The sequence below is a fragment of the Arthrobacter rhombi genome (genome assembly GCF_900163545.1).
Taxonomy (GTDB): domain Bacteria; phylum Actinomycetota; class Actinomycetes; order Actinomycetales; family Micrococcaceae; genus Arthrobacter_H; species Arthrobacter_H rhombi_A.
In genome coordinates this window covers 113347-126116 of the sequence record NZ_FUHW01000014.1, presented here as the reverse complement: position 1 = coordinate 126116, position 12770 = coordinate 113347, and the positions used below count along the sequence as shown (strand labels likewise).

The following is a 12770-nucleotide window of genomic DNA, read 5'->3' as shown; positions in this document are numbered from 1 at the left end:
CATACGAGATTAGCGTGTGTCTCGTGGGCTCGGTGATGTGTATAAGAGACAGCCCGGGGTTCTGTGCGCATAACGGCTTTCCTGAGCTGGGTTCGGGACGCGGGCCGTGATGCTCTCACGGCAGGCGGGGCACCTGGACGAGGTGGGCTGATCCACCGTATTCAGCCTTCTGGCCATGTTCCCCTCCGGAACAGCCAACGCGCGATGGGTCTCGAAGACGCCGCGGAGCCTAGCCTTGCTGGGCCGTGATGTTGAACATCCAGCTGATGCCGAACCTATCGGTGAGCTGCCCGAACGAATCCCCCCAGGGTGCCTGTTCGAGTGGCATGGTGACGGTCGCTTCGCCGGCGAGCTGGTCCCACCAGCGGTGCAGGTTGTCAGCGTCCTGGCCTGCCGTCCCGTCCGAACTCAACGAGATGGTCCCGTTCGGGGTGGGATCGCATCCCGGTCCCGGATCACTGGCCATCAAATGGATGCCGCGTTCAACGAATAACGAGGAGTGCATGACTTTTTGGGCCCGCTCCGGATCTTTTTCGCCCATCCCCTCGGCAAAGGTCAGCACGGCCAGTTCACCGCCGAAAACGGAGGTGTAGAACTCCATGGCTTCACGCGTATTACCGCCAAAACTCAGGTAGGGGGTCATTCCGATGCTCATGGTGGTGCCCTTCATTCGGGGAACGGACACTGTGGTGCCCTGCATCCATCCTGCCGCCGGCCGGCGGACTTGGGAAGGGATGAGGAGCCAGAACCAGGATCCGTTGAGGCACTTCCTGTCGGAGTCCCGGCGTCGTTCCCGCTGCCTTTGCCCGGCCCGGCCTGCCCTCGATTGGCGCATCACGGGGCGGGTGCTGTAGATTATTGAATCGTCCCGGACGTCGGAAGACGGCGGCGGGGATGACCTGCGGGGGTATGGCGCAGTTGGTAGCGCGTCTGCATGGCATGCAGAAGGTCAGGGGTTCGAATCCCCTTACCTCCACCACAGGAAGAGGGCTTCCCGGTTCATTGGAACCGGGAAGCCCTCTTTGCATGGGGGACTTATTCGCCTTCGCGTTCGGCGTAGGGCAGGATGCTGGAGCCATCGCCCATCGCGGAACGGGTGATGACTCCGAGGGAGCCGTCCTGTTGCAGGACCACCGCCTGAACATCGGCGAGAGACCCCTGCCCCGACTGCCGGGCGGCGGTGTGCACATCGGCTTCCGTCAGCCGGTGGCGGTGTAGGGCACGGTGCTGCAGCTCATCGTTGTAATAGAGCAGCACCGGAGGTGAGTCCAGGACCCGGCGCATGACGTTCCAGCGCGCCCGGATGCCGGCCAGGGCCCACTGCACTCCCACCAGCAGCACCAGAGCCGCCACCGCTTGGGCGAGGCTGACATCAACTGCCGTGACGGTGCGGCCGAACGTCGAGCCCAGGGTCACGGCGATGACGAAGTCCAGCGGCGTCATTTTGGCCATCGTGCGTGGCCCGGTCCCGCGCAGCAGGATCACCAAGACAAGGTAGCCGACGATGCCGATGAGCAAGGTATGAATGATCGGCTCCCAGCCGGTCCAGAAGTAACTCGAATCCATGGGGACATTCTGGCATGGGGGTGGGGGATACTGTCGATATGAGAATCCTGATGGTCGGCGCTGGAGCCACCGGAGGCGCCTTTGGCGCGCGATTGTTGGAAGCCGGCCGCGATGTCACCTATCTGCTCCGAACCTCCCGGGCCGAAAAACTACGACGCGACGGCTTGAGGTTCATTTCCCCGGACGGTGACCGTGTCCTGCCCGTCCAGGTCATCACCGCAGACCAGACGGCCGCCGAATTTGATCTGGTCCTGTTGGCCGTCAAGGCCACTGGACTGGACGCCGCCTTACACGACGCTGGACCGTTCATCGGCGCCGACACCACCGTCATCCCTTTCCTCAACGGGATGCGCCATATCGACCTGATCCGTGCGCTGCCGGCCGGCAACCCGCTGGGTGGGTTGGTGAAGATCCTTGCCGCGTTGGACGAGGACGGCTCGGTGCGGCAAATGACCGGCCTCGCCACCATGACCATCGGTACCTTCGATGGCAGTGCCGTCCCGGCCAGGATTTCGGACACGCTGCGGGTCCCCGGTCTGGAGCTCTTCGAAACCGGCGAGGTGTTGCAGTCGCTGTGGGATAAATGGGTGTTCATTGCCGCTGCGGGGGTCATCACCTGCCTGTTCCGCAATAATGTGGGAAATATCCTGGCTGCCGGGGGCCGCAGCCAGATCGACGCAGCCATCGCCGAGACCGAGGCCGTCGCAGTGGCCGCCGGATACCCCACGAAGACTCCCAGCCACGACCAGGCGGTCGGTCTGCTCACCGCACCCGGGTCGACGTTCGTTTCCTCGCTCTACCGTGATGTGATCTCCGGACAGGCGACGGAGGCGGAGCATATTCTGGGCGATCTGCAGTCACGGGCTCGGGCCCTCGAGGTGGAGACCCCACTCGTGGATCTGACTTTGGTGCAGATCCGTGCCGGTGAGTTGGTCGCCGCGGCGCCGGAGGGCTCAGCGGGGGTCAGGCGGGGGCATCAGGACGCGTCGTCCGCAGCACGAGGGATTGCCGGCGCTGATGCACCGTGAGGTAGCGCAGTCCGCCCGGTCCGGCAGTGAACGAGCGTCGTGATTTGCGAGGCAGCCAAACCAAGGCCCCGGGGGAGAGGTGGAGGTCGTCCCGCTCGGTGCCCAAGGTACCCGTGCCGCCCAAGACGTGGATGAGCACATCGAGTTCGGGGCCGGTGTAAGCGTCGATGGAGCCTCCCGGTTCGAGCGAGATGATATTCGAATCCAAATCTCGTTCAGGCAGCTGAATGTTCCATACAGCCCCCGAAACCCCGGGTTCCCCCGTCCGGGCAGCCACGGCATGGGTGTCCAGCAGCACCCGGGGCAGCGGCGTGCTGGCCAGTTTGGTGATACGAAAATGCCACTCTTCGGGCCCTGAAAGTATGTTTTGCCAGTCGTGGCTGCCGGGGTGTTCGGCCTCGAACTCTTTGTGCAGACCCTCCGGAGCGTGGTCGTTGACCACCAGGAGGGATCCCGCGACTGGTAGGAGCCCATACTGCGCGAAGACTGCCGGGTGGCGTTCCGGTGCGCGCAGGACCCGCAGGTCCAGTTCTGGTGCGGTGCCGGGGGAATCGGTACTGGTCATCGGTCTTCTCCTCGGGGTGGGGCTGCGGTTTTGCCGGGAGGCCGTCGCCGGGACGGTACGCGGCCCTAGAGTCTTTTGGTCCAGTCCACCACGGGGGCCAGCGTGGAGAAGACCACGGAGGTGTCCTGGTGGGCTCCTTCCTGGAAGAAGGAGATACTGGGTAGCTCGGCTGGACGGAACAGCCGCCGGTAGTGATCCGCCGGACGGTTCCCGCCGATGATGACGACGGCGCTCTGGCGTTCGGGGGCGAGGGCCCGGGCCAGTGCCAGACCATGCAGACGGCCGAAACGTGGCGGCCCGACCAGGACCAGCCCGTCGTAGAAGACCACGTCGTTGGCTGCAGCATCGCGCACTTGGATCTGTTCGGCCAGGTTCCCGGCACCGCGGAGGGAGTCTTCCAGCGCCTGGGCATAGGCCCGGCTGGGGCCGTGGCGGCCGTAGTAGACAATGGCGACAGTACGCATGGTGCCTCCTCGGGCGTTAGAACAATGCGGGCTGTTCCTCGGTCGAAGGCAGGACACCTTCGAGCCGGAGCAGGAAGAGCTTGCGGTCGATTCCTCCGCCGTACCCGGTCATCGAACCGTCGGCGCCGATGACGCGGTGGCAGGGAATGATGATCGAGATCGGATTTCGCCCGTTGGCGGTGCCGACGGCCCGGGTCAGATGAGGGTCCCCCAGTTCTGCGGCCAATTCCCCATAACTGCGCGTCGTTCCCGGCTCGATGCTTTGCAGCAGGGTCCAGACCCGTTGCTGGAACACGGTCCCGCAAGGGGCCAACGGCACCCTGAAACGGGTCCGGATCCCGGCAAAATACTCGTGGAGTTCGTCGATGGCCCGGCTGATGGTTGCGGGGGTACCCGCGCCGGAAACTTCGGTGCCTTCCGGCGGTCCAGCGGGCTGGTGTGCATGGTTTTCCATGTGCACGCCGGACAGCCCGTTCTCGGTGGCCGAGATTCGTAGCCGCCCGATGGGCGATTTCATATACGCATATGTGAGCATGTCTGCCTACCCGGTGATGGCAGCCAGGGCGCCATCGAGGTCGGGGTAAGTGAAGGTGAAACCGGCGTCGGGCAGCCGTCGTGAGGACGCATGCCTTCCGGTCAGCCCCAAGGCAGGGTCGGTCCGTAGGGCTGCGGCACCGAGCCTGAGCACCGGTTCGGGGGTGGGCAGTGAGAAACGCTTCAGGGGGCCCGGTGCCAACGTAGACCTCAGGGCTGCCATGAATTCGGCATTGCGGACCGGGTGGGGTGCCGCGGCCACCACGACCCCCTCGTCCAGTTCGATCCCGGGTTCCAGCCCGAGGCCCACCCGGACAATGCGCAGCCAATCCTCCAGATGGATCCAGCTGACCCATTGACGGCCGGAACCGATGGGGCCGCCCAAGCCGATGCGGGTGAGTAGCGAGAGACGGTCGAAGGCGGGGCACTCCTGTTCCAAGACGATGCCGGTGCGCAAGATCGTGGTCCGGTCCGCGTGGGCGCCGTTGAGGGCCTCTTCCCACGGTTGGGCGACGCCGGTCATCTGCGGCAGGGCAGCGCCCGCCGTGGGCAACGGGGAGTCCTCGGTCAGCCGTTCGTCTCCGGCATCGGAGTAGATGGCGGTGGTGCTGGCCTGAACCCAGCGTTGAAGAGGGGCTGTGTGTTTGCGGCTTGCCTGCACCAGGGCGCGGGTGGCATCGACCCGGGAGTCCCGCAGCTCGGCGATGACTTCCGTCGTGGGGCGCGCGTCCACCAGCCGGCCGGCCAAATTGACCAGGCTGACCGTACCTTCGGTGTTCGCCAGTTCACCGGTCCAGGCCCCTTGACTGCGGCCGTCCCACCGAACCTGGCGGAACGGCGAAACGGGATCCGGGGTGCGTGTGAGGATCACCGGGTCCAGGCCGCGGCAGAACAGGTGGGCGGCCAACCGGATCCCCAGGAAACCGCTGCCTCCGGCGATGACCACACGGCGGCTCGGATCCGTGGTGCCACCGGCTAGTCGGTAAAGGCGGGCACAGTTTTCCGCGAAGTGGGAGGCCAGTGGCTTGGCGTTCGACTCGGTGAACAGCAGGGAGCCATGGCCTTCGATGGCGACCCGTTGGGTCAGCAGGGTTCCGACTGGATGCTCGGCGATCTGCCAGTGCACCAGCAGGCCACCGCCGGGCTGCGGCTGACGCCAGGCAAAGGAGGTACCAGTCTGGTTGCGGGTGATCACGGCGTCCGGGGCGGTGCGCGAATGCACGGCGCCGAGTAGTGGCGGGTTCGGGGTGAAAGCCAGCCGGGTACCTGGAACCAGGGCCCCGTCGTGGGCGGGGACCAGGGACCTGACCGCAGGATTCCAATCGGGCAATCTGGAGGGATCGGAAATAATGCGCCAGAGAGCGTCCGGCGCCACTGCGAGCACATGCTGTTGCGTGCGATTCCAGGCCATGGTTTCAGCTTAGCCGCGAACCGCCGGACAAACAGGGGGCCATGAAAGGGCCGTCAACGAAGGAGGTGGCCACCCCGTGCGGGATGGCCACCTCGTTCGTTGTTGCCGCTGGAGCCTAGGCCTTGCGGCGACCCGTGATGAAGCCCCAGATGACCAGGACGATCAGCGAGCCGACGATCGCCCAAATCCAGGAGACGAGGTTGAAGAACCCTGCGGTCCCGCTGCCGAAAAGACTTCCGATCCAGCCGCCGAGGATGGCGCCGATGACACCGAGGATGAGGGTGGCGATCCAGCCGCCGCCCTGCTTACCGGGCAGGATCGCCTTCGCGATGGCGCCGGCGATGAGGCCGAGGAGTAGAAAAGGCAGGAAATTCATGATGTTCCTCCTTTGCATTCCCACGTGGTGTGGGCGTTTTGCCCCGAAGGCATGAGGCCTCCGACGTGACGTAGCGAAATAGTACCAGCAAGAATTGACAGAAATAGACGATATGGAGATACGTGGTCAAATCGTGCCCTGTGAGCTTCGCCATGCCCACCGGTGCCTGGGAAACGACAATGGCGGCATGCCGTCAATCCCCCCGAGAATCGGGACGGATGGTGGCATGCCGCCGAGGCGACGAGCGATGTTTACTTAGTGGTGGCCTGCCGGGGCTTTACGGCCACCTGGTCCTCCATGGCGGTGAACTCCTCGTCGATGAGGTCATTGGGCTTCGCAGTCATCTTTGACACGACGACGGCGACGACCACGTTGAGGATGAACGCCGGGATGATCTCGTACAGGTTCTCCGTCAACACGGGGGTCTTGCCCCAGATGAACACGGTGGCGGCGGCGACGATCATGCCGCTCAGTGCACCGGTGCTGGTCAGCTTGCGCCAGTACAGGCTCAGCAGCACCAGCGGGCCGAAGGCCGCACCGAAGCCGGCCCACGCGAAGGCCACCAGATCCAGGACACTGGCTTCGCGGTCCAGGGCGATGAGGAAGGCGATGACGGCAATCACTAGGACGCCGGCCCGACCGAGCATGACCTGCTTCTTGGCCGTCGTTTCCCGGCCAACGATGTTGTAGAGGTCCTCCACCAGGGCGGAGGAGGAGACGATGAGCTGGGAGGAGATCGTGGACATGACCGCAGCCAACACCGCGGCCAGCACCAGGCCTGCGAGGAAGGGGTGGAAGAAGATCTGGCTCAGCAGCAGGAAGACCGTTTCCGGGTCGGTGATCTCCTTGGCCGGGTCGTCGGCGAAGTAGGCGATGCCGACCAGGGCGGTAGCGACGGCACCCAGTGCCGAGATGGCCATCCAGCTGACGCCGATCCGACGGCCGGCCTTGGCGTCCGCGGGGCTCCGCAGTGCCATGAACCGGACGATGATATGCGGCTGGCCGAAGTAGCCCAAGCCCCATGCCGCGGCGGAGATGATGCCCAGAAGCCAGAGGCCTGTTGGTTCCACACCGAATCCGTCGAAGAGGTTCAGGGCTCCGGGCTGGGCCGCCTTGATGCCGTCGACCGTGGCACCGATGCCGCCGGTGGCAATGACGCCCACGATCGGCACGGTGATCAGGGCAATGAACATCAACAGGCCCTGGGCGACGTCGGTCAGCGTGGCGCCGATGAATCCACCGAAGAGTGTGTAGCCCAGGGTGATCACGGCAACGGTGACCATGCCGATGGTGTAGTTCCAGCCGAAGGAGCTCTCGAAGAACTTACCCGCGGCGACCATTCCGGAGGAGACGTAGAAGGTGAAGAACACCAGGATGATCGCCGAGGCGGCGATGCGCAGCACATGGGATTTATCCTTGAGCCGCTTCTCGAAGAAGCTGGGGATGGTGATCGCGTTCTGCGAGATCTCCGTGTAGGAGCGCAGGCGTGGGGCGACGAACTTCCAGTTCAGCCAGGCGCCGATGGTCAGGCCGATGGCGATCCAGGCTTCGATGAGGCCGGAGGCGTAGATGGCTCCGGGCAGGCCCAGCAGCAACCAGCCGGACATATCAGAGGCGCCTGCGGAAAGTGCCGCGACACCGGGCTTGAGCCCACGGCCGGCGAGCATGTAGTCGTCGAGGTCAGAGGTTTGGCGGTAGGCGTAATAGCCGATCCCGAGCATGGCAGCAAGGTATATGACAATCGCCACCATCTGGAATGCTTGTTCAGACATGGTGTTCCTCAATTGGCTGGAAGGTGCAAGGTGCGTCCGGGGAATCCCCCGGAAAGGTACGTCCGGCCAGCTGTCAACCTTTGTCAACCACCGGGCGATGCGAGTGTGTGCTTCTCAGAGTAGGGCATTGTCAAAGATCTGTGTGATTGGCATCACGGGGGTGTTATCTTTCCGTGACCACATGTGGGGTGTCCCGCGCCAGGATATCGGCCTGATCCTCCAAGGCTTTGCGGACCGCGGCGATCGCCGGGTTCTGTGTACTGGATTCCCGTGCGGCGGTGAAGGTGGTCCGCCAGGGGCGGGAGGGGACTTCGATGCGCCGCAGTCCAGGTTCCCGGTGGGCCCACACCAAATCGGGTAGCAGGGCCACCGCCTGCCCGGACTGAACCAGGGCGATGTGTGCCTGTAGATCTGCCGATTCGTATCTGACATCCGGTTCGAAACCTGCGGTGCGGCAGAGCTGTTCGGCCCAGTGTCTGGAAGCGGTGCCGCGCGGTTCCATGACCCAGGGAAGAGTGGCCGCCTGCTCCAGTGATTCGACCGTGGAAGATCCGGCGATGTCGGCAGCCACACCCAGTCGGATGGAGTCCAGCGCCAACGGGCGTCGCTCCAATCCGCGGTAGTGCGTGGCCGCGTGGCCCGGATACTGTTCGGCGACCACGAGGTCGAAATCACGGGCCCACGTCTCATGCAGGGCCGTCTCAGGCTCATGCTGGGTCATCTCCACGCGGATCCCCGGATGTTCGGTGCGCAACGCTTGCAAGGCGGCAGGCATCAGCGCCAGGACGGCGCTTTGGAACATGGCCAGACGGACGGTCCCCGAGGTCACCGGCAAGGTGCTGGACAAGGCGGCTTCGGCGCGTTCGAGTGCGGCGAGCAATTCGGTGGTGTGCGCAACGAGCACCTGCGCCTGCGGGGTGAGGGCCAGCATTCGACCGCTGCGGCGCAACAGTGCCACGCCTGCCTCCTTTTCGAGTAGGGACAACTGTTGCGAAACGGCCGATGGGCTGTAGTTCAGTGCCGCGGCGACACCGGAGACCGTGCCCCGGACGCTCAATTCGCGTAAAAGGCGCAACCTCCTGACCTCCAGCATGGTGACCCCTTTCACGATTCATCGTCGATTCATTCCTGCTTAACATCATCCTTCACTATTCGTCGCTTTTCCTTAACTCATGAGCATTGGATACTTATTCGATGGGGGACTCTGCCCCATGTCGCGCAGGCCGGTTCCCCACCGGTCGTTTTCTGCTAGGAGCACCACCGTCGTGACCACTACTTCTCCTTCCGCCGGAACGGGCCATATTTCTCCCCGGGATCTGGCCGACGAAGCCATCGAACTGGTCCGCCACTGGCTGACCGAAGGTTCCAAGCAACCCGTCGACTCCTCGGCCCGCCAGCTCGCAGGAGTCCTGAAGGATCCGCAGGGCCTGGACTTCACCGTCGGTTTCGTCGACGGGGTGATCCGTCCGGAGGACCTGCAGGTCGCCGCCCGCAATCTGCGCGCTCTGGCCCCAAAGGTCCCCTCCTTCCTGCCCTGGTACATGCGCTCGGCCGTAGCGCTCGGTGGCGCCATGGCCCCGGTCCTGCCCGGCGTGGTGATCCCCGTGGCCCGTCGCGTGCTGCGCGAAATGGTCGGACACCTGATCGTTGATGCCACCGACGCCAAGCTCGGCCCGGCCATCGAGAAGATCCAGCAGAAGGATGTGCGCCTGAACATCAACCTGCTCGGCGAGGCCATCCTCGGTGAGAAGGAAGCCGGTCGCCGGTTGGCAGGCATCTCCCGGTTGCTGCGTCGACCGGACGTCGACTACGTCTCAGTGAAAGTATCCTCGAGCGTTGCCCCGCATAACCACTGGGACTTCGATGCAGCCGTCGGGAACATCGTGGATCAGCTGACACCGCTCTACCGGCAGGCCCGGGACTCCTCTCCGCGGAAGTTCATCAACCTGGACATGGAGGAATACAAGGACCTGGACTTGACCATGGCCGTTTTCAAGCGACTCATGGCCCTGCCCGAATTCAAGGATGTCGAAGCAGGCATCGTGCTGCAGGCCTACCTCCCGGACGCCCTGCCGGCGATGATCGAACTGCAGGAGTTCGCCGCCGAACGTGTCGCCTCCGGGGGCGCACCGGTGAAGGTCCGCCTGGTCAAGGGCGCCAACCTGCCGATGGAGATCATGGAAGCCGATATCCACGGCTGGCCGGCAGCGACCTGGCATTCCAAACAGGCCACCGACACCTCCTATAAGGCAGTGATCGACTACGCCTTGCGTCCCGAACACATCGCCAATGTGCATCTGGGCATCGCCGGGCACAACCTCTTCGACATCGCACTGGCCCACCTGCTGGCGAAGGCCCGCGGAATTTCCGAAGGTATCGACTTCGAGATGCTCCTGGGCATGGCCACCGGGCAGGCGGCAGCCGTGAAGGCCGACGTTGGGTCGCTGCTGCTCTACACCCCGGTCGTCCACCCGGGTGAATTCGATGTGGCGATCTCCTACCTCATCCGCCGGCTCGAAGAAGGGGCCAGCCAAGAAAACTTCATGTCCGCTGTTTTTGAACTCCACGAAAACGAGGCCCTCTTCGAACGGGAGACGGATCGTTTCCGCGCCTCCCTGGAGGACCTGAGCGATACCGTTCCGACACCGAACCGCATCCAAGACCGCAGCAAATATGATGCCGAAGCAGCCGCCTCGGAGGTCGCCGAGTACGCTTCGGGAGAGCGGAAGTTCTCCAACACCCCCGATACCGACCCCGACCTGGTCGGGAACCGGGCGTGGGCCAACGAGATTCTGACCCGAGTTCCGCAGAGCACCCTGGGGCGCGACACCATCGAATCCCATCTGCTCACCACCACCGGTGAAGTGGACGCCGTGATCACGGCCACCCATGCGGCAGCAGAATCCTGGGGCCAGCTCAGCGGTGCCGAGCGCGCCGCGGTGCTGCACCACGCCGGCGAACGGCTGGCCGCCTACCGCGGTGAACTGCTCGAGGTCATGGCCTCCGAATGCGGCAAGACCCTCGATCAGGGTGACCCGGAAGTCTCCGAGGCCATCGATTTCGCCCACTTCTACGCCGAGTCTGCTCGCGCCTTGGATACCGTCGACGGCGCCACATTCGTGCCCTCGCGGTTGACGGTGGTGACCCCTCCGTGGAACTTCCCCGTCGCCATCCCTGCCGGGTCCACCCTTTCGGCACTGGCTGCCGGTTCCGGCGTCGTCATCAAACCCGCCAAGCAGGCAGCCCGCTCCGGAGCCATCATGGTCCAGGCCATCTGGGAGGCGCTCGACGCCGCAGGAATCGGGCGCGAACTACTTTCCTACGTCCAGCTTTCCGAACGCGATCTGGGGACGCGCCTCGTCTCGCACCCGAGCGTCGACCGGCTCATCCTCACCGGCGGTTACGAGACCGCCGAACTGTTCCGTTCCTTCCGTGAAGACCTGCCGCTGCTGGCCGAGACCTCGGGCAAAAACGCGCTCATCGTCACCGCCTCGGCCGACCTGGACCTGGCGGCACGGGACGTCGCCGCGTCGGCCTTCGGGCATGCCGGGCAGAAGTGCTCGGCAGCCTCACTGGTGATCATGGTCGGAGCGGTCGCGAAGTCGCCACGCTTCCACAGCCAGCTCGTCGATGCCGTCAGTTCACTACAGGTCGGCTACCCGGACGACGCCGGAACCCAGATGGGTCCGGTGATCGAACCGGCGCAAGGCAAGCTGCTGCGTGGGCTCACCACGTTGGGCACCGGCGAACGCTGGGTGCTGGAACCGCGCCAACTCGATGACAGTGGGCAGCTTTGGAGCCCCGGAGTGCGCACCGGGGTGCAGCGTGGCTCCGAATATCACCTGACCGAATACTTCGGCCCGATCCTCGGCGTAATGACCGCCGAAACCCTCGAAGAAGCAGTCGAGATGGTCAACGACATCGACTACGGACTCACCACGGGGCTCCACTCCCTGGACCCCGATGAGTTGGACTACTGGCTGGACAACGTCAAGGCCGGCAACCTCTACGTCAACCGTGGCATCACCGGGGCGATCGTTCGCCGCCAGCCGTTCGGCGGGTGGAAGAAGTCGGCCGTCGGTGCCGGGACCAAGGCCGGCGGACCGAACTACCTGGTCGGCATGGGGTCCTGGGTCGATGCACCGGTCAGCGCCGAGGCAGAAGCAGCCGCAGAATCCCATGCGGCCGTCTCCCACGCCACCGTACGCACCGCGACGGGGACCGACACCTCGGCCACCTCGAACGCCGAGGTCGCCGGAGGTAGCGACATCCTCGGTGTCGTGGCAGCCGAAGCCGGACCGGCGGCAGGCAACGCCATCGACCCCGCCGACTTCGCTTGGTTGCAGACCGCGCGGGCCACCGACTACCACCAGGTGGTCAAGGAATTCGGCGCCGTCAAGGACGTCTCCATGCTGCAGGCCGAACGCAATATTTTCCGCTACCGTCCGGTCCCGGTGACCGTGCGCTACGAGGAAGAGACCTCGGGGCATGGGATGGCCGAACTGCTCCGGGTGGTCTCCGCAGGGCTCCGCGCCCATAAGGCCACCTCCAGTGCCGGCGCCAGTGGCCGCATCGGCACCACCGAACGCCCGGGCGCGGGAATCAGCGTCAGCGTCACCACCGAGCTGCCGGCCCGGGTCCTGGCGGCACTGCGCTCCGAAGGCGTCGAGGTGGCTGTCGAGGATGCCCGGATGTGGAAGGCGCATGTCGAGCGTCTGGCTCGCCAGACCGGACCCGATTCCGGTGCGAGGGTCCGCTACATCGGCGCCTCCTCACAGGCAACTTACGCCGCGGCGCAGGGCAAGCCGGACGTGGCGATCTACGACCACCCGGTCGTCGCTGCCGGACGGGTCGAGTTGCTCCCGTTCGTGCGCGAACAGGCAATCTCGATCACGGCCCATCGTTTTGGGACACCTGATCACCTGAGCGACACGATCATCTAGATCCGCGGCACGGATCAGGGCGCCGGCCCGGGCTTCTCAGCCCGGGCCGGCGCCCTTCGTCTGTATGGCAGCATCGATGGAGGCAAAAACCCTTCCACCCAGAAAGATGCC

Annotated in this window: 11 protein-coding genes and 1 tRNA gene; 3 read left to right on the top strand and 9 right to left on the bottom strand. The window is 64.8% G+C overall.

The window, feature by feature from the left end:
- Positions 1-229: 229 nt before the first annotated feature.
- Positions 230-655, bottom strand: a complete 426-nt coding sequence (locus tag FM101_RS03315; protein WP_086995450.1) for a VOC family protein — start codon at positions 653-655, stop codon at positions 230-232.
- 248 nt (positions 656-903) lie between these two features.
- Between FM101_RS03315 and FM101_RS03310 the strand changes: the two genes are divergently transcribed.
- Positions 904-979 (top strand) — tRNA-Ala (locus FM101_RS03310).
- A 56-nt stretch (positions 980-1035) separates the two neighbouring features.
- On the opposite strand, the gene FM101_RS03305 is transcribed toward FM101_RS03310, so the two are convergent.
- Positions 1036-1566, bottom strand: a complete 531-nt coding sequence (locus FM101_RS03305) for a DUF421 domain-containing protein (RefSeq protein ID WP_086995405.1) — start codon at positions 1564-1566, stop codon at positions 1036-1038.
- Positions 1567-1604: 38 nt separating this feature from the next.
- Here FM101_RS03305 and FM101_RS03300 point away from each other — a divergent pair, with 38 nt between their 5' ends.
- Complete coding sequence (locus tag FM101_RS03300; protein ID WP_086995447.1) at positions 1605-2594, top strand: 2-dehydropantoate 2-reductase; 990 nt, start codon at positions 1605-1607, stop codon at positions 2592-2594.
- Here the strand turns inward: FM101_RS03300 and FM101_RS03295 are convergent.
- The 7 genes from FM101_RS03295 to FM101_RS03265 form a co-directional block, all read right to left on the bottom strand.
- Entirely contained in the window at positions 2530-3159 is a 630-nt protein-coding gene (locus FM101_RS03295; protein ID WP_086995402.1) for a DUF2249 domain-containing protein, read from the bottom strand. The genes FM101_RS03300 and FM101_RS03295 overlap by 65 nt on opposite strands.
- 65 nt (positions 3160-3224) lie before the next feature.
- Positions 3225-3623 carry a hypothetical protein gene (locus FM101_RS03290; protein WP_086995399.1) on the bottom strand — a complete coding sequence of 133 codons (399 nt, stop codon included), beginning with the start codon at positions 3621-3623 and terminating at the stop codon, positions 3225-3227.
- Between the two features lie 16 nt (positions 3624-3639).
- Positions 3640-4140: a methylated-DNA--[protein]-cysteine S-methyltransferase gene (locus FM101_RS03285; protein ID WP_428844135.1), complete on the bottom strand. Its 501-nt coding sequence runs from the start codon at positions 4138-4140 to the stop codon at positions 3640-3642.
- 24 nt (positions 4141-4164) lie between these two features.
- The gene (locus FM101_RS03280; protein WP_086995393.1) at positions 4165-5568 is read right to left on the bottom strand and encodes a DUF1731 domain-containing protein; all 1404 of its coding nucleotides are present in this window, start codon (positions 5566-5568) and stop codon (positions 4165-4167) included.
- A 115-nt stretch (positions 5569-5683) separates the two neighbouring features.
- Positions 5684-5944, bottom strand: coding sequence for a GlsB/YeaQ/YmgE family stress response membrane protein (locus tag FM101_RS03275; protein ID WP_086995390.1), 261 nt, complete (start codon positions 5942-5944; stop codon positions 5684-5686).
- 251 nt (positions 5945-6195) lie between these two features.
- Positions 6196-7716, bottom strand: a complete 1521-nt coding sequence (gene putP / locus FM101_RS03270; protein ID WP_086995387.1) for a sodium/proline symporter PutP — start codon at positions 7714-7716, stop codon at positions 6196-6198.
- A 163-nt stretch (positions 7717-7879) separates the two neighbouring features.
- Positions 7880-8809 (bottom strand): LysR family transcriptional regulator, encoded by a 930-nt coding sequence (locus FM101_RS03265; RefSeq protein ID WP_086995444.1) that lies wholly within the window; start codon positions 8807-8809, stop codon positions 7880-7882.
- Between the two features lie 118 nt (positions 8810-8927).
- On the opposite strand from FM101_RS03265, the gene FM101_RS03260 reads away from it, so the two are divergent.
- Complete coding sequence (locus FM101_RS03260) at positions 8928-12659, top strand: proline dehydrogenase family protein (RefSeq protein WP_086995385.1); 3732 nt, start codon at positions 8928-8930, stop codon at positions 12657-12659.
- Positions 12660-12770: the final 111 nt, after the last annotated feature.

Coding starts and splice junctions, on each gene's coding strand:
- FM101_RS03300 (WP_086995447.1), top strand. CDS start 1,605: ATGAGAATCCTGATGGTCGGCGCTGGAGCCACCGGAGGCGCCTTTGGC.
- FM101_RS03305 (WP_086995405.1), bottom strand. CDS start 1,566: ATGGATTCGAGTTACTTCTGGACCGGCTGGGAGCCGATCATTCATACC.
- FM101_RS03285 (WP_428844135.1), bottom strand. CDS start 4,140: ATGAAATCGCCCATCGGGCGGCTACGAATCTCGGCCACCGAGAACGGG.
- putP (WP_086995387.1), bottom strand. CDS start 7,716: ATGTCTGAACAAGCATTCCAGATGGTGGCGATTGTCATATACCTTGCT.
- FM101_RS03315 (WP_086995450.1), bottom strand. CDS start 655: ATGAGCATCGGAATGACCCCCTACCTGAGTTTTGGCGGTAATACGCGT.
- FM101_RS03280 (WP_086995393.1), bottom strand. CDS start 5,568: ATGGCCTGGAATCGCACGCAACAGCATGTGCTCGCAGTGGCGCCGGAC.
- FM101_RS03265 (WP_086995444.1), bottom strand. CDS start 8,809: ATGCTGGAGGTCAGGAGGTTGCGCCTTTTACGCGAATTGAGCGTCCGG.
- FM101_RS03275 (WP_086995390.1), bottom strand. CDS start 5,944: ATGAATTTCCTGCCTTTTCTACTCCTCGGCCTCATCGCCGGCGCCATC.
- FM101_RS03290 (WP_086995399.1), bottom strand. CDS start 3,623: ATGCGTACTGTCGCCATTGTCTACTACGGCCGCCACGGCCCCAGCCGG.
- FM101_RS03260 (WP_086995385.1), top strand. CDS start 8,928: ATGTCGCGCAGGCCGGTTCCCCACCGGTCGTTTTCTGCTAGGAGCACC.
- FM101_RS03295 (WP_086995402.1), bottom strand. CDS start 3,159: ATGACCAGTACCGATTCCCCCGGCACCGCACCAGAACTGGACCTGCGG.